Raw genomic sequence first — 16,000 nt, forward strand, 5'->3', positions numbered from 1 at the left:
AAGAGGACAGGCAGTATAATCCCTAGATTTCTCTCATCTTTCTGCAAACATAAACCATCTCATAGCTATCAGATCTGACAGGTGTCTCCTGCCAATCACTAAATACATGGACAATCTCCATTCCGTTATTCAATAGAAGCCGGTCCATTTCTCTTGGAAAAACATACCGCAGGTTTATACTTGTTCTTTTTTCATTGGTCTGCATTCCTTCACTATCGTAAAATTTTCTTATAGTGATATAATGCTGAATCTGACTTAGTGAGTCGTACGTACTGATTGTATATACATCCACTTTGTTTTGACTGACAGGGTCTATATACGTTTTCCAATATTCTTCTTCTGCAGGCTGCAGCAGCTCTTCCACACTCGGAAACCTTGATCCAAAGACAAAGATGCCGCCGCGTTCCAGATGTTTATTAACAGATGATAAGAAATCATCCTGATCTTCATTCGTTAAAAAATGCTGAAAAGAATTTCCGACTGAGAACATGAACGGACTCTTCACATTCAGACTGAGACCTCGGCAATCCTGTTCCACCCATTCAATTTGCAGGCCCAGCCCAGCTGATTTCTCCCTTGCAAGGTTTAACATTCCGCTATGGGCATCTACTCCAATCAAACGATGCCCTTTACTTGCCAGCGGAATGGCCGCTCTCCCTGTCCCGCAGGCTAAATCAATAATTGGCCCACCCGTTTTTGAAGCCCATTTCAGCAGATAGGAAACATCCTCCTGGTAGGAGTCATTCTCTTTATCATATAAAATCGGATCATTGTATTCTTCTGTAAATTTCATAGTATCCAGATTTAATTCTCCTTTCTATCTTCAAATGAAGTTTCACTTCTAGCTTCAATTTTATGAGGTTCCTTGCTGCTTTTCCTGATCAGCCCATTATCCAAGTCATCAATTGGGGTAAAGTTATTGCCTGATACGTCTCTTCTGGACTTAAACATCCGAAAAAGAATATAAATCAGCAAACCTATTACTGCGATTAATAAAATATAGCGCACTTTGCCACCTCATATCGGTTATTTCTTAAACAGCCGGTAAACAAAAAATATTCCACTTGCTATCAGCAGTAAAAGTAAAACAGAATCAGTCCCGGAACACTATATTCGCTAACAAATCTTTACCTCCTTTCAGCCAATAAAAAAATACCAGCTTTAGATTCTCTCTTTATTTAAACCTTTTTACACAAACATATCTTCTAAATAGGTGAATTTTCAACGAAAATTAAAAACAGTAGAAAACTCACATGATTTTATGTTGCATTTTTTTACAAAAAAGGATAATTTTAAGTCATAAAGAATAAAATGTTACATCTGCTGTATTAGATGTAAACCTTACAGCACTGCAAGGGGAAACCGAGAAAATTTGTTATGGAAAAAGGGGATTGAAACACATGCAAAAGTATAGAAGGAGAAACACGCCAGCTTTTACATTTTTAGCATACTTTACACTGATCGCCGGCGTTGGCCTGTTTCTGATTGGGCTTTACAATGCTGATATGGAGCTTAATGAAAAAGGGTATTATATTGCGGTCATGCTCCTGGTGGCAGTTGGATCCATTCTGACTCAGAAAGTAACACGGGACAATGCCGAAGATGCGGAAATCATGGCAGAGCAGGAGCGCAGATCAGCTAAAATTGAACAATAATACACAAGCTCAGAAATGCTTCTGGGCTTTTTCTTTTATTAAATAAAATGTGTTGACTTTAACACTTAAAAGCGTTTAAGATATAAAGCATCCTAATACTTAAATGCTTTGAAGGAATTGAAGTAGTGGTATCCTCCCTGTTACAGAGAGCTGGTGGTGCTGAAAACCAGTACAAAGGAGATCATGAATTACGTTTCTGGAGCTTCTTATTTCTTTTCTGAAATAAGACGGTTTAGCCGTTATTCTGTGAAGTGGTAAGTTATATACTTACAATCAGGGTGGTACCGCGAATAAATTCGTCCCTGCTGAATGAAAATTCAGCAGGGACTTTTTATATCCATTTACTTTCGCACTAAAAAGCGTTTAAGCATGAAAACTAATAAAAGGAGACATACCAAATGAAGAAATCGATTCCCCTGCACTTACGCCCTTTTACAGCCCAGCAGCATTACAATGCTTACAGTCCCATTGACCATGCGGTTTGGAGATATGTGATGAGGCAAAATCATCATTTCCTTGAGGACATAGCCCATGATGCATTCACTTCAGGTCTGAAGTCATCCGGCATTTCCATCGACAGCATTCCACGGGTAAGTGAAATGAACGATCATTTAGATAAAATCGGCTGGGGGGCTGTCATTGTCGACGGATTGATTCCGGGCACAGCGTTTTTTGATTTTCAAGCGCATGGCATCCTTCCTATCGCAACGGATATACGCCAGAAGACCAATATCGAATACACACCCGCTCCTGACATTCTCCATGAAGCGGCGGGGCATGCACCGATTTTATTTGATGAAACCTACTCAGAGTTTGTTAAATTAATAGGGAATATCGGCGCCAACGCTTTTGCGACAAAAGAAGAACATGAGGTGTTTGAAGCAATCAGGCATTTATCGATTGTCATGGAAAGTCCTGCTTCAACAGAAGAAGAAATTGAAGCAGCCAAACAGCGGTTAAAGGAAAAACAGCATCTCGTAAAAGGACTTTCTGAAGCTGAGCAAATCTCCCGGATTTTTTGGTGGACAGTTGAATTTGGACTGATTGGCGATCTGCAGAAGCCCAAGATCTTCGGTGCAGGACTGCTGTCATCTGTAGGAGAAAGTAAACATAGCCTGTCCGATCAGGTGAAGAAACGCCTGTTTACAATTGAAGATGCGATTAACACCAGCTATGACGTTACATCTATGCAGACTCAGCTATTTGTTTGCGAAAGCTTTGAACAATTGATTGAGGAAGTGACGAGGTTCGGCGAGTCGATGGCCTTCAGGCAAGGCGGTACAGTGGCTATCGAAAAAGCGATCGCTTCAAGCAAGGTTGCGCACATCGAGTTCAATTCCGGAATTCAGATTACTGGTCTTTTCACCGATATCATGAAGGATGCAGAAGGGGAAGCCATCTATGTCAAAACCTCAGGTCCAAGTGCCCTTTCGATTCAAAATGAACAAATTAATCATCATGGTCCTGATATTCACAATGACGGCTTTGGAGCGCCTATCGGAAAACTTGCTGGAGGCATTAAGCTGGAGAATCAATCTGAACAGAGCCTGAAAAAACTTGGCATCGAAATAAATAAAATGATGCAAATCACATTCGAAAGCGGAGTAGAAATTTCCGGCCATGTGACGAATCTATTATTTAATCATGATACCCTTGTTTTAATATCACTTGAAGAATGTCTCGTCAAAAAGGGAGAAGAAATCTTGTTCCATCCCACTTGGGGCACATATGATTTAGCTGTGGGCAGTCAGATTGTTTCTGCACGGCCCATCGCAGCAGATTACGCTGCATACCACGGGGAATCTGTTATAAACGAAGAAGAAAGTCCAAAAGAAGGAACAACCCTTACGCCTCTGGAAGAGCTATATGCGGAAGTAAGGCAAATCCGAGACACAAATTTCTCTCAGGATGTCCTTCTTCACAGTGTTATCGGAAAAATTCTCGACGAGTTCCCGGAAGAATGGCTGCTTCAGCTGGAAGTATTGGAACTGCTTGAAAAGCATGACAAAGAATCCCCTTTGAAAAAACTGCTCCTGGACCAGCTTGAAAAGTTAAGCAGGGAAGAACGCTATGTCCGGCTGATTCAAAACGGACTCGATGTCATTTTTGGCAGGAGGCATGCCACAGTATGAAAAGATTAAGTGAAGAAGAAATAGCCCGGCAACTATCCACGCTGTCGGACTGGAAAAGAAAAGACAGCAAATGGATTGAACGACGTTACCGTTTCAAAGAATACCTCGATGGAATCGCATTCGTAAATAAAATAGCATCGCTTGCCGAAAAAGAAAACCATCATCCTTTTATCACCATTCAATACAAAATGGTGATCATCTCCCTCACTTCCTGGAGTGAGAATGGGCTGACAGGTCTGGATTTTAAGCTAGCCAGGAAGATTGATGACCTTTATCTTGCAGACCATCATTAGGAAAATAAGTGCCTGTTGAGGTGACAGGCACTTATTTTTCCATTGTATCAAGCGGAATCTCATATTCCGGAAGCACTTCGTAAAACGCCCTTCTCTTTGCATACCAGTCTGAATGAAGATTCAGCAAAATTTTCTTGTCATCCTCTAATGCAATTTCAAGCTGAGCCGGCAGCCCCCTCTTGTTTAGCTGAGTGACCGATTTCACCTCTTCCCACTGATAGCTTTCAACTGCCTTTATAGTGGATGCGCAATTAATATGAATCCCGTTTTCATCCAAATAGGCATACACATCAAAAGACATATAGAATATGAAAAGAGACAGTCCGAACAAGAAAACAGCTGTTAAAGTCAGCCGTTTTGAAGAATTCATTTCCCTGGAATACAGAAAAGTCCCAGCCACAGCGAACAAAAGAAAAAATCCTGTACTAAAGATCACATAAGAAAGTTTATAGGTGCTAAATGCTAAGAAGAATTGAGGATAAAAGTAGAATTTATGAATGAAGTTAACGCAAATGATGCTGATGGGGATTACACTTAAAATGTAAATCAGACTTAGGCTGAATAACTTAGGTATTAAACCCTTTTCATGGGCAAGCTTGATGTGACATCACCTCCCCTTTATTTACCTTATATTACCACATTAACCATATATATAACTTAAAATTTGTACTAATATAAATGGGGCAGGACAATGAGTGGCTATTTGATCAGCCCAGCCTCATTTATGTGAATATCCAGGATGTTGATCATCCAATCAATTTTGCAAGGAAAGTCAGAAGAGCGTTAAGAAGTTAATCATTTTCAAATAAAAAAATACGCAAGCCCCATTTAGAATTTGAACTAAATGGGGCTTTTCCTTATAGCGCTGACTCCAAATCCTCAATCAAGTCTTCGGCATCTTCCAGACCAACCGATATGCGGATCAGGCCGTCTGTTATTCCCAATTCCAGACGGCGATCTCTCGGTATCGATGCATGTGTCATTTTGGCTGGAAGGGAAATTAGACTTTCCACCGCGCCTAAACTTTCTGCCAGGGTAAAGTATTTTACTTTTTTAAGGACCTCTTCTGCCTTTTCACCGGTTCCGGCATCAAAGGAAATCATTCCGCCAAAGCCCCGTGCCTGCTGCAAGTGAATGTCATGGCCTTTATGATCTTTAAATCCTGGATAATAAATCTTTGAAACCTGTGGATGATTGGCAAGAAAATGTGCCACCCTTTTCGCATTTTCTTCAATTTCCTCCATCCGAATGGCCAGTGTCCGAATTCCCCTGATTAATAGCCAGCTGTCCTGCGGTCCCAGAACAGCACCGGTTGAATTTTGGATGAAGTGCATATCTCTAGCAAGCTGTTCGGAATTCACCACAACCAGCCCAGCAACCACATCACTATGTCCGCCTATATATTTGGTGGCACTATGGAGGACTATATCAGCACCCAGTTCTATCGGATTTTGCCAATATGGTGTACTGAAGGTGTTATCTACAATCATTAGCAGATTCTTTGATTTTGCCAGTTTGGAGATACCGGCCAAGTCTGTAATCTTCAGCAATGGATTTGTTGGCGTTTCAACATAAATGGCTTTTGTATTTTCCTGGATCGCCGCTTCCACAGCAGCCAAATCACTTGTATCCACAAAGGTTACATCTACATTATATTTCGTCAGAACCTTTGTCACTAATCGATAGGACCCGCCATATACATCATCTGTGAAAATAACATGATCTCCTGTTGAAAATAAGTGCATTACAGAAGAGATAGCCGCCATGCCGGAACCGAAAGCAAACCCGCGGTATCCGCCTTCCAAATCCTTTATTAATTCCTCCAGTGCATGCCTTGTCGGATTTCCGGTTCTTGCATACTCATAAATGAAATTGCCCACACCATCTTGTTTAAAGGTACTGGCATGGTGGACAGGAATGGAGACGGCACCTGTATGTTCATCCCTGGAGATGCCGCCGTGAATCATTTGTGTTTTCTTTCTCATTGTTTATCCTCCTCATAAATAGATTTACTTAAATACCGCTCACTGCTGTCAGGAAAAATCGTGAGAATATTCGTGCCAGGCGCAGCGTTCTCAGCTTCTCTCAATACTGCTTCGAAAGCAGCTCCTGACGAACTTCCAACTAAGTATCCTTGCAATAATGCCAGCTCCTTAACTCGTTTAAAGGCATCTTTATCTGAAATGGTATGAATGGCGTCAAATAAACCTATTTCCATATACGGCGGCAAAAACTCCATCCCGATTCCCTCTGTTCGGTGCGGCCCTGCCTTTCCGCCATTTAAAATGGATCCTTCAGGTTCAACGATAACTGTCTTTATCTTTGGATTCTTTTCTTTAAAATATCTGGCGCAGCCCATGAATGTACCGCCAGTCCCTGCTCCTGCTGCAAAAATATCGATCTTCCCATCTAACGCTTGGAAAATCTCAGGTCCCAATGTTTCATAATACGTTTGCGGGTTATTTTCATTGCTGAATTGCTGAGGACTATAGGAATTAGGAATCTTTAGCAGCAGTTCCTCAGCCTTCTTAATAGCGCCTTCCATGCCCTCTTCAGTCGGCGTATTAATAACTTCTGCCCCTAACGCCTTCATTAGTTCCTGTTTTTCAACGCTGAATTTTTGAGGTACGACACAGATGATTTTGATCTTCGTTCCAATAGCAGCCAGCGCTAAGCCGATCCCGGTATTCCCTGCAGTCGGTTCAATTACAGCCCCATCTTCCGGAAGCAGCCCATCCTCAATCGCTGTCTGAATCAGCTTTTGTCCTAACCGATCCTTTACACTGCCGCCGGGGTTAAAATATTCAAGCTTAGCGAAAACATTTACTCCATGCGGAACAGCGTAGTGTTTGATTTTCACAAGAGGGGTATGCCCAATCAGTTCCTTCACACTGCTGTAATAATTCATCGTCAGCACCTCTGTTTTTCAGAAAGAATGGTTACTCTTCTCCATAGCGTTTTTTGGATTTTACTTATGTTTCCTTTAATTCTTATTATTCCTACTTGTATAGTATGTTTTAAATGTTTTTTTGTCAATTATCAGCTGAAAAATCAGCTGGCAACTGAGAAATAAGGCAAGTTGCAAAGTTGCCAAGTTAGATATTTATTCATACTATACCAATAAGTATTATAAGAATTAAAAGGAGTGATTTTTACAATGGGCCGTGAATTTGTAGATTTGTTTGACCACTGGGCAGAATCCTATGATCAGGCTGTAACGGGTAAAGACCTTGAATATCAAGAGGTGTTTTTGAATTATGAACATATCCTTCAAGAGGTTGCCAATCATGTGAACGGGAATGTAATTGAATTTGGTGTAGGCACTGGCAATTTAACACAGAAACTCTTGGAAAAAGGAGCTAATGTAACTGGAATTGAACCTTCTGCAGCCATGAGGGATATAGCAGGGAAAAAATTGCCAAATGTTCCGTTATTAAATGGTGATTTTCTGGACTTCCAAATAATTGGTCCCGTAGATGCCTTCGTTTGTACTTACGCTTTTCATCATTTAAAGGACACCGAAAAAGCTGAAGCCATCACAAAATACAGTTCTTTGCTTTCAATTGGCGGCAAAGTGATTTTTGCAGATACCGTCTTTAAAAGTAATGAGAATAAACAGGCTGTCATCGAAGAAGCAAAAAGGATGCATTTTCTCAGCCTAGCACAGGATCTGGAAACGGAATATTACACAACGATCCCAGTATTGGATGAAATCTTTCAATCCAATGGGTTTACTGTCGAGTTTAAGCAGCTCAATCGGTTTGTATGGCTCATACACGCAATTAAATTATAATCCTATCACCGCGCCAAAAATCCTACTTGACAAATAGGAAATATCAGAATTATGATTGAATTATCAAAAATATATTGCCGATCAGTCTGCTGAAGGCCCTGCGGAATAGCTGTTTGCTATTCCGCAGGGCCTTTGTTGTTTATCGGTGTAAAAAAGGGGGTGAGATTAAACAAATCGGGTTTAAGACTTAAAACATTTAGGGGGATTGAAAAATGAATAGCTGGAAGTATGTAAAATCTTTTGTTGTTTTTGTATTCCTGATCGGATGGCTGGCCGGATGCCAGGAACAATCGGCAAGCACAAGAAGCGATTCTGATGGTAAAAAATGAAGACGGCCTAACCGTTACAATAGGAATCCAGCAAAGCATCTGGCCTATTCTATTAGCCAAGCACAAAGGCTGGTTTGAAGAAGAGTTTGAGAAAACAGGAGTAAAAATAAAATGGGCGGAATTCCAAAGCGGTCCTTCTTACTTTGAAGCAATTGCATCTAACCGCATAGACTTTGGCCGTGTTGGAAATATTCCGGTGCTTGCCGGACAAAGTGGCGGGATTGATTTTAAAGAGATTGCCGTTGCCAGCACCGGAGAAAGAGGGGATGCTCTTCTGGTTCCTAAAGACAGCCCTATTACATCTGTAAAGGATTTAAAAGGAAAAAAGTGGCGGTTGCAAAAGGAAGCAGTGCATTTGGCCTACTCTACCGCCTTCTGGAAAAGGAAAACATCAGGCCGTCAGAATTGGAAATCATCCAGCTTCAGCCTGATGAAGCACAGCCTGCTTTTGAAACCGGGAAAGTGGATGCATGGGCAATCTGGGAACCTTATCAGTCCATTCAAGTGGTCAAAAACGGCGCAAAAGTCATCGCAAATGGTGAAACAGTCGGAACCTTCAGTCCCGGATTTCAAATTGTCCGCACACAATTCGCAAAAGAACATCCTGAACTAGTGGAACTTTATCTTAAGGTAACGGAAAAAGCAACAAGATGGCAGCTTGAGAACAAAGAGGAGGCAATCGAAATATATGCAGATCTGAAGAATACGGATAAAGAAGTTATTGCGAGAGTGCTGGAAAACTCCGTTCCGGCCAATACACCAATCAGTCCGGAAATTGTGGGGACCCAGCAGGAGTCTGCTGCACTTCTATTAGAATTGGGAGGAATCAACAAAGAAATCAATGTTTCTGAAGTTGTTGATAACTCCTATATTGAAAAAGTCTTAAAAGAATACAAATAACTATTCATTAAAACAAAGAAAAGAACCCCGCTTCATTTAATCTGAGCGGGATTCTTCTTTAGCTTATCCTGCTGGATCAACATTTTGAACTAAGTCAGGAAAGGGCAGCCCAAGATTGCCTCGCAGGGTATCACTTGTATATTCTGTTCTAAAAAGGCCTCTATTTTGAAGAAGCGGAATAACGTATTGAACAAAATCTGAAAAGCCTTCACTCATTAGCTGAGGCATGATGTTAAATCCATCAGCACCCCCATTTTCAAACCATAGCTGAAGTTCATCCGCTATCTGCTCAGCTGTCCCGGCAATCGTATAATGACCCCTGCCTCCAGCAAGCCTGAGAAGCAATTGTCTAATGGTCAGATTCTCTTTTTTAGCCAGATCCTGGATAAGTTTGGTTCGGCTCTGATGCCCTTGAATCTGCTGGATTTCAGGCAGTTCGGGCAGCGGTCCATCCAATGGATAGCCTGTTAAGTCAATGCCAATACGATTGGAAAGCTGCAATAGACTATACTCAGGATTGGTCAAATTATGAAGCTCTGTTTCTTTTTCTCTCGCTTCTTCTTCTGTTGCACCTATTATAGGGCAAATGCCCGGAAGGATGATGACATTCTCCGGATTTCGTCCAAACTCAGCAGCCCTCGTTTTTAATGCTTTGTAAAATGCTTGTGCTTCAGAAAGGGACTGCTGTGCTGTAAAAACCACTTCTGCGAATTGAGCGGCGAAATCAATGCCAGTTTTCGATGAGCCGGCCTGTACAATGACAGGTTGCCCCTGCGGAGATCTTGGGCTGTTTAACGGTCCCTTTACCGAATAATAGCTGCCCTTGTGGCCGATTTCATGCACTTTATCACTCAAGGAATAAATCCCCGCTTCTTTGTCCCTTACTAACGCCCCTTCTTCCCAGCTGTCCCATAATTTTTTAGTCACTTCCACAAATTCTTTGGCACGCTTATAGCGCTCCCTGTGTTCTGGTATTTTTTCGAGATTAAAGTTATTTGCTTCTGCATCCGTTCCTGACGTGATCACATTCCAGCCTGCACGGCCTTTGCTTAAATGATCCAGAGAAGAAAATCTTCTGGCCACATTGAAGGGCTCATTAAAAGTAGTCGAGACCGTTGCGATCAGTCCGATTTTTTTGGTTGCAGCGGACAAGGCGGATAATAGAGTGAGAGGCTCAAAACCTCCACCGCCCAACTCTCCGTACTTGACAGCACTTGTCGATACCGAATATCTGTCTGACAGAAAAATAGAATCCAGCTTTGCTTCTTCCGCTTTTTGAACAATCTCCAGATAATAAGAGATATCATATGCCCGCTCTGGATCTGATGAAGGGTGCCTCCATGCGGCCTCATGGTGTCCCATGCTTGTTAAAAATAAATTCAGGTTCATTTTACGATTTCCCATTCTATCCCGCCTCCATTTTTTAGCCTTTATAGCTCTCCCGCCATTTAAGCCATTTTCTTTCAAAGTATCTTACAAACGAATCCGAAGCCTTTCCAAATACAGCGAAAATAATAATTCCTGCAAATACAACCGTTGTCTGTGAAAATTGTCTGGCATCCGTAATTAAATATCCGATACCTTCACTTGACCCCATGAGTTCCGCAGCGACCAGCGCCAGCCATGCTGCACCTAATGCAAGGCGAAACCCCAGCAGGATATTAGGTAGGGCCGAAGGAAGGATCAAATTCGTGATTTGCTTCCATCTGCTGAATTCAAGCACCCTTGCAACATCAAACAATTTTGCATCCACACTGCGTATGCCAAGGAAAGCATTGACATAGAGCGGAAAGAAAGCTCCTTTTGCGATAAGAAGCACCTTGGAGACTTCACCAAAACCAAACCACAAGATAAACAGCGGAATGACTGCCAGAGTCGGAATGGTCCGAAGCATTTGCAGCGTCGGATCCAGCGTATGCTCCACCTTGCTGGAAAAGCCGACAGCTAAACCAGCAAGCAATCCAAGGGTTCCTCCAATGAGAAAGCCTCCCAATGCCCGCAGAAAGCTGACTTTAAAATGGTAAAGAAGATTGCCTGCAGTCAGCAGCTCAATAAATGAGCTGAAAATGCTGCTTGGCCTTGGCAGGAGTGCTTCCGAGATTAGATGATAATAGCCGGCAAATTCCCAGATGAGCAGTACAAGAAACGGAAATATCATCCCTCTTAAGAACACGCCCAATTTTTTATCACTACTTCCCTTTAATTCTTTTATTCTCAATTTCTCTTTGCCCTGTTCTAATGCCGTCGGGTGTGCCCAGTCTGCTTTATTATTCAATCCATACACCTCCGCTAGATTCCTGCTCGATCTATTAATTCAAGTTCATCTGTCTTTTCAAATTCATTTAAAATAAGCTGGCGAAATTCCTGAAACGATTTATTTGATTTTTCCTTGGATGAGGCAAACCAATTTTTACCGCTTTTTGAATGGATCCCGGTCTTGCATTCATGATTACTACCCGGTCTGCAAGATAAATAGCTTCATCTATATCATGGGTAACAAAAAGCATGGTGGTTCTATTTTTTTGCCAAATATCCAGAAGAACATCCTGCATATGGGACCTGGTAAACGCATCAAGAGCACCAAACGGTTCATCCAGAAGCAATACCTTAGGGTTACGCAAAAGGGCACGGGCTATAGCAGCTCTTTGCGCCATTCCCCGGAAAGCTCTCTTGGATAGGCCTTGGCGAACTCATCCAATTTAACCAGTTCAATTAATTCTTTTACCTTTTCCTTCACTTCCTTATTTCTTAATGTGAAATTAGATGCAATATTCTTCTCAACCGTATGCCAGGGAAACAGCCTTGGCTCCTGAAATATAAAGCCCTTATCAATACTGGGGCCCTTTACTTCCTTCCCGTCAATCTTCACAATACCTGCCACATCATTATCCAGACCGGCAATGATTTGCAGCAATGTGCTTTTCCCGCACCCGCTGGGCCCTATAATCGTAATCAATTCACCATTTTCAACATCTAAATGAATATCCTTTAATGCCTGAACTTCTCCTTTTTCTGAATGAAACGTCTTGTCTAAATGACTGATCTCTAAAAAAGCCATTTGAAATTTCCCTCCTTTAAAATTTCCACCTGCCAGTTTAAATAAAAAAAGACACGTTCTATGAAAATAGAAATCGTGTCTTCTCCGGGAGTCCGGTCGAATGACTGTTTGCTATAATACAGCTTTTTTATTTTGGGAGATGTTTACTAACTGCTTAAGCTGATCTGTAACTTTTTCAAGCACCTCCTCATTTTTTATCGGATTTTCGAAATCTTCTTTATCCACATATTGATCGGTGAGATACACCCCTTTTAAGATCGTCTGGGCGCTTAGGGCAGCCAATAAAGGCTTTAAGGAATAATCAATTGCCAGCAGATGGGCAGGACTTCCTCCAACCATTAATGGAAAAACAGGCTTATTTTTAAAAGAGTCTTGAGGAAGACTATCCAGCAATGCTTTCAGTGCACCTGTATAAGCAGCTTTATATACTGGAGATACAATAATGATGCCGCTTGCTTCCTTTATTTCTTCAGAAAGCTTTTTAATGGAAGAATGGTCATACCGTCCTTCAATCAGGACATTGGCAGGAAAATCAAGTACAGAGTATTCCTTTACAGAAATCCCTTGTTTAGCAGATTCTTTCAGCAAATAGTTTACAAGTATGGAAGACCTTGATACGGAAGATGGACTTCCCGATATGGCAATATAATAGCTCATAACCGCCGCCATCCTTTCTTTGATTTATTTCTACACAACAATATCCTACAATACCTATAAACAAACTAGGAATAAATCCAAAAATAAACATCATCTCTTCCCATTATTAGACTCTACACGTATTTTTTCAGTTATTTCCACTTGCGCCACTTTCCCTGCATGAAGGGTAATGACGACTGACCCATATTCAATATCCTTAATAGAAGATAAAATATACTTTTCATACTCAGGCGTGATTTTTGCCATTGTACATACTCCCTTCCTTAAATAAATTAAATGATAAATCTTCAGGTGTGAAGATTTTGAGCTGCTTTGGTTTAATGAATACTTCTTCTCCTGCATTCAATCCCAGCCTGCGATACTTTTCTTTTGGAATTTCGGCCTCCAGATAATCATTGGTGTCTTTCCTGATAAGTTCTATTTGCACAATTGGCCCAACGATATGCAAATGGGATATGGTAGCAAGCACTGCATCATCATTTGATCCTTCTCTGCTGATGCTGATATCATGCGGCCTTGCGTAGCCTACTGCCTCCAGGTTATCTAAGCCTTCCCAATCTGGAATTTCCAAAGCCACATCACCTTGGTTCAGCTTTCCATTTTTCAGCCTTCCCCTGAATAAATTGACGCTCCCTAAAAAGTCATATACGAAGGGAGTCTGAGGATTATCATATACTTCCTCCGGTGTCCCAATTTGCTCGATTTTCCCCTGATTCATCACGACAATCTTGTCAGCAACATCCAATGCCTCTTCCTGATCATGTGTAACAAATATGCTTGAAATCTGGAATTCATCATGGAGTCTTCTCAGCCACCTTCTCAACTCTTTTCTGACCTTTGCATCAAGAGCTCCAAACGGTTCATCCAATAAAAGCACCTTAGGTTCAACCGCCAAAGCTCTTGCAAGAGCAACCCTCTGTCGCTGTCCTCCTGACAGCTGGGCAGGATAACGATTTGCCAAGTCCTTCAGCTTTACAAGCTCCAGCAGCTCATGAATTTTAATCTCAATTTCTTTTTTGCCCGGCCGTTCTTTCCTTGGCCTTACTTTCAGCCCATAAGCGACATTATCAAATACCGTCATATGGCGAAACAGTGCATAATGCTGGAAGACAAATCCGACTTTTCGTTCTTTAGCATTAATGCCGGTAATGTTCTCACTATCAAAAAATATAGAACCCTTGTCAGCTGCCTCTAAACCGGCAATAACCCGCAGCAGGGAGGTCTTCCCTGAACCCGAGGGGCCTAATAAGGCAACCAGCTCTCCTGTATGGATTTCAAGATTGATTTTTTCCAATGCCTGAAAAGTCCCAAAAGCTTTGGAAACGGAATTTATAACGATACTCATTCTGAAATCCCCCTACCTTCTATGATTTCTATGCTCTTCTGTTTTTTCCATGCCATTCCAGAATGTTTTTTATAATAAGTGTGAATATGGCCATTATCGACATTAAAGAAGCAACAGCAAACGCAGCAGCGAATTGGTATTCGCCATATAGGATTTCGATATGCAGGGGCATTGAGTTGGTTAGCCCCCTTATATGGCCGGATACGACCGAAACCGCTCCAAACTCTCCAATGGCACGCGCATTGCAGAGAATCATGCCGTAAAGAAGAGCCCATTTGATATTAGGCAGGGTCACATGCCAAAATGTCTTCCACCCTCCTGCCCCAAGAGTGATCGATGCTTCCTCCTCTGCCGTTCCCTGCGCTTGCATAAGCGGGATCAATTCCCTGGCAATAAAGGGAATCGTTACAAAGATCGTCGCAAGTACAATACCAGGCACAGCAAAAATTATTTTGATATCCCTCTCAAAAAGCCATTCCCCGAAAATTCCCTGGGAGCCAAACAGCAAGACGAAAATTAAGCCGGCAATTACGGGAGAAACAGCGAACGGAAGATCAATTAGCGTGATAAGCAGGTTCTTTCCTTTAAAATGAAACTTGGTTATTGCCCAGGCTGCCATGATTCCAAAGACGGCATTCAGCGGAACAGCAATAATCGCTACCAAAAGGGTAAGCTTAATCGCGGATAATGCTTCCGGATTCGTAATTGCCTCCAGATAAACCGCAAATCCCTTTTCAAAAGCCTGAACAAAAACCGTGACCAGCGGCAAGATCAGAAACAACCCCAAAAATGTTAAGGCAAAGCTGATTAACAGCCATTGAACCCACCTGGGATCCTTTGCTTCTCTAGGACTCCCAAGCGGAGTACTCGGAAAATTCAATGGTATATTCCCGCCCATTTCACCACCCCTTTCTTTTAAAAAAATCAAAACGGCAGCAGCCGGAAAGTCACTTAAAACGGTCGTCTTCTATACCTAATGCGAAATAAACTTTCTGTTCGTCCACCATTGAATAAAGTTGATAATAAATAACAGCATAAACGACACGACCAGCATGACAGCAGCAATGGCTGTAGCACCTGCATAATCATATTGCTCAAGTTTCGTCATAATCAGCAGTGGCGTGATTTCGGTTTTCATGGGCATGTTTCCCGAAATAAAAACGACTGACCCATATTCCCCAAGAGACCTTGCAAAGGCAAGGGTGAACCCTGCAAGTGCAGCCGGCAGCAATTCCGGGAAAATGATTTTTCTGAAAGTCTGGAAGCGGCTTGCTCCAAGGGAGGCAGAAGCTTCCTCCACCTCTTTTTCAAGACTTTGCAGGACAGGCTGCACCATTCTTACTACGAATGGAAGCCCAATAAATGTCAGGGCAATTACCACCCCGACTGGCGTAAAAACCACCTTAAATCCCAGCAGACTTCCAATCCATCCATTAGGTGCATATACAGTTGTCAGGGCGATACCTGCAACTGCCGTCGGAAGAGCAAAGGGCAAATCTACAAGACCATCAATGATCTTTTTGCCTGGAAAAGAATATCTGACCAGAACCCAGGCCAGGAGAACACCAAATACCATATTAATTAAACCAGCTGCCAAAGACGCACCAAAACTCAGCTTGTAGGAGGCCACTACTCTTGGATCCAGCACCGTGTTCCAAAATTTAGTCCAGCCCATTTGCGAACTATAAAAGATGATCATGGACAGCGGCAATAAAACTAAAATACTAAGATAAAGCATGGTGTAGCCCATTGTTAAGCCGAAGCCCGGCAGTACGCTATATTTTTTGAAGTCTGTTCTTTTTGATATTCTCAACCCCATCACCTGAATCCTCTCATTC

The 16,000-nt window shown here is 42.0% G+C and carries 16 protein-coding genes, 3 pseudogenes and 1 other annotated feature; of the genes and pseudogenes, 6 read left to right on the forward strand and 13 right to left on the reverse strand.

Features of this window, described 5'->3' with window-relative positions:
• Positions 1-22: 22 nt before the first annotated feature.
• On the reverse strand, positions 23-793 hold the full coding sequence (locus M5V91_RS19415; RefSeq protein ID WP_251175579.1) for a class I SAM-dependent methyltransferase: 771 nt from the start codon (positions 791-793) through the stop codon (positions 23-25).
• Between the two features lie 11 nt (positions 794-804).
• A complete protein-coding gene (locus tag M5V91_RS19420; RefSeq protein ID WP_251175580.1) occupies positions 805-1,008 on the reverse strand; it encodes a hypothetical protein in 204 nt (67 codons plus the stop codon).
• Between the two features lie 392 nt (positions 1,009-1,400).
• Here M5V91_RS19420 and M5V91_RS19425 point away from each other — a divergent pair, with 392 nt between their 5' ends.
• The 3 genes from M5V91_RS19425 to M5V91_RS19435 all read left to right on the forward strand — a co-directional run bounded on the left by M5V91_RS19425 (position 1,401) and on the right by M5V91_RS19435 (position 4,080).
• Complete coding sequence (locus M5V91_RS19425) at positions 1,401-1,655, forward strand: YiaA/YiaB family inner membrane protein (protein WP_009335475.1); 255 nt, start codon at positions 1,401-1,403, stop codon at positions 1,653-1,655.
• A 99-nt stretch (positions 1,656-1,754) separates the two neighbouring features.
• Positions 1,755-1,962, forward strand: a binding site (T-box leader).
• A gap of 91 nt (positions 1,963-2,053) precedes the next feature.
• Positions 2,054-3,787: an aromatic amino acid hydroxylase gene (locus tag M5V91_RS19430; protein ID WP_251175581.1), complete on the forward strand. Its 1,734-nt coding sequence runs from the start codon at positions 2,054-2,056 to the stop codon at positions 3,785-3,787.
• Positions 3,784-4,080, forward strand: coding sequence for a 4a-hydroxytetrahydrobiopterin dehydratase (locus M5V91_RS19435; RefSeq protein WP_251175582.1), 297 nt, complete (start codon positions 3,784-3,786; stop codon positions 4,078-4,080). The genes M5V91_RS19430 and M5V91_RS19435 overlap by 4 nt, the downstream gene beginning before the upstream one ends.
• Positions 4,081-4,111: 31 nt before the next feature.
• Here M5V91_RS19435 and M5V91_RS19440 read toward each other — a convergent pair whose 3' ends face one another.
• On the reverse strand, positions 4,112-4,489 hold the full coding sequence (locus tag M5V91_RS19440) for a hypothetical protein (RefSeq protein ID WP_251175583.1): 378 nt from the start codon (positions 4,487-4,489) through the stop codon (positions 4,112-4,114).
• A gap of 281 nt (positions 4,490-4,770) precedes the next feature.
• Here M5V91_RS19440 and M5V91_RS19445 point away from each other — a divergent pair.
• A pseudogene (locus tag M5V91_RS19445) lies at positions 4,771-4,875 on the forward strand (DUF1259 domain-containing protein); the annotation flags it as partial.
• A 62-nt stretch (positions 4,876-4,937) separates the two neighbouring features.
• Here M5V91_RS19445 and M5V91_RS19450 read toward each other — a convergent pair.
• Positions 4,938-6,065 (reverse strand): bifunctional cystathionine gamma-lyase/homocysteine desulfhydrase, encoded by a 1,128-nt coding sequence (locus M5V91_RS19450; protein ID WP_009335479.1) that lies wholly within the window; start codon positions 6,063-6,065, stop codon positions 4,938-4,940.
• Positions 6,062-6,988 carry a PLP-dependent cysteine synthase family protein gene (locus tag M5V91_RS19455; protein ID WP_192908096.1) on the reverse strand — a complete coding sequence of 309 codons (927 nt, stop codon included), beginning with the start codon at positions 6,986-6,988 and terminating at the stop codon, positions 6,062-6,064. Before M5V91_RS19455 ends, M5V91_RS19450 begins: the two co-directional genes overlap by 4 nt.
• A gap of 249 nt (positions 6,989-7,237) precedes the next feature.
• Here M5V91_RS19455 and M5V91_RS19460 point away from each other — a divergent pair, with 249 nt between their 5' ends.
• A complete protein-coding gene (locus M5V91_RS19460) occupies positions 7,238-7,873 on the forward strand; it encodes a class I SAM-dependent DNA methyltransferase (RefSeq protein ID WP_284521445.1) in 636 nt (211 codons plus the stop codon).
• A 315-nt stretch (positions 7,874-8,188) separates the two neighbouring features.
• Positions 8,189-9,102: pseudogene (locus tag M5V91_RS19465) on the forward strand (aliphatic sulfonate ABC transporter substrate-binding protein).
• Between the two features lie 63 nt (positions 9,103-9,165).
• On the opposite strand, the gene M5V91_RS19470 reads toward M5V91_RS19465, so the two are convergent.
• The 8 genes and pseudogenes from M5V91_RS19470 to cysT all read right to left on the reverse strand — a co-directional run bounded on the left by M5V91_RS19470 (position 9,166) and on the right by cysT (position 15,981).
• The gene (locus tag M5V91_RS19470) at positions 9,166-10,506 is read right to left on the reverse strand and encodes an LLM class flavin-dependent oxidoreductase (RefSeq protein ID WP_251175586.1); all 1,341 of its coding nucleotides are present in this window, start codon (positions 10,504-10,506) and stop codon (positions 9,166-9,168) included.
• A 19-nt stretch (positions 10,507-10,525) separates the two neighbouring features.
• On the reverse strand, positions 10,526-11,377 hold the full coding sequence (locus M5V91_RS19475; RefSeq protein WP_251175587.1) for an ABC transporter permease: 852 nt from the start codon (positions 11,375-11,377) through the stop codon (positions 10,526-10,528).
• 14 nt (positions 11,378-11,391) lie between these two features.
• A pseudogene (locus M5V91_RS19480) lies at positions 11,392-12,160 on the reverse strand (ABC transporter ATP-binding protein).
• Between the two features lie 111 nt (positions 12,161-12,271).
• Complete coding sequence (gene ssuE, locus M5V91_RS19485) at positions 12,272-12,817, reverse strand: NADPH-dependent FMN reductase (protein WP_217034814.1); 546 nt, start codon at positions 12,815-12,817, stop codon at positions 12,272-12,274.
• Positions 12,818-12,907: 90 nt separating this feature from the next.
• Positions 12,908-13,063 carry a YezD family protein gene (locus M5V91_RS19490; RefSeq protein WP_197214080.1) on the reverse strand — a complete coding sequence of 52 codons (156 nt, stop codon included), beginning with the start codon at positions 13,061-13,063 and terminating at the stop codon, positions 12,908-12,910.
• Complete coding sequence (locus M5V91_RS19495) at positions 13,044-14,162, reverse strand: sulfate/molybdate ABC transporter ATP-binding protein (protein WP_251175589.1); 1,119 nt, start codon at positions 14,160-14,162, stop codon at positions 13,044-13,046. The genes M5V91_RS19490 and M5V91_RS19495 overlap by 20 nt, the downstream gene beginning before the upstream one ends.
• A 28-nt stretch (positions 14,163-14,190) precedes the next feature.
• Positions 14,191-15,060 carry a sulfate ABC transporter permease subunit CysW gene (gene cysW / locus M5V91_RS19500; protein ID WP_251175590.1) on the reverse strand — a complete coding sequence of 290 codons (870 nt, stop codon included), beginning with the start codon at positions 15,058-15,060 and terminating at the stop codon, positions 14,191-14,193.
• A gap of 75 nt (positions 15,061-15,135) precedes the next feature.
• Positions 15,136-15,981 carry a sulfate ABC transporter permease subunit CysT gene (cysT, locus tag M5V91_RS19505; protein WP_251175614.1) on the reverse strand — a complete coding sequence of 282 codons (846 nt, stop codon included), beginning with the start codon at positions 15,979-15,981 and terminating at the stop codon, positions 15,136-15,138.
• Positions 15,982-16,000 lie beyond the last annotated feature (19 nt).

The organism is Cytobacillus pseudoceanisediminis (genome assembly GCF_023516215.1).
Taxonomy (GTDB): Bacteria; Bacillota; Bacilli; order Bacillales; family Cytobacillaceae; genus Cytobacillus; species Cytobacillus pseudoceanisediminis.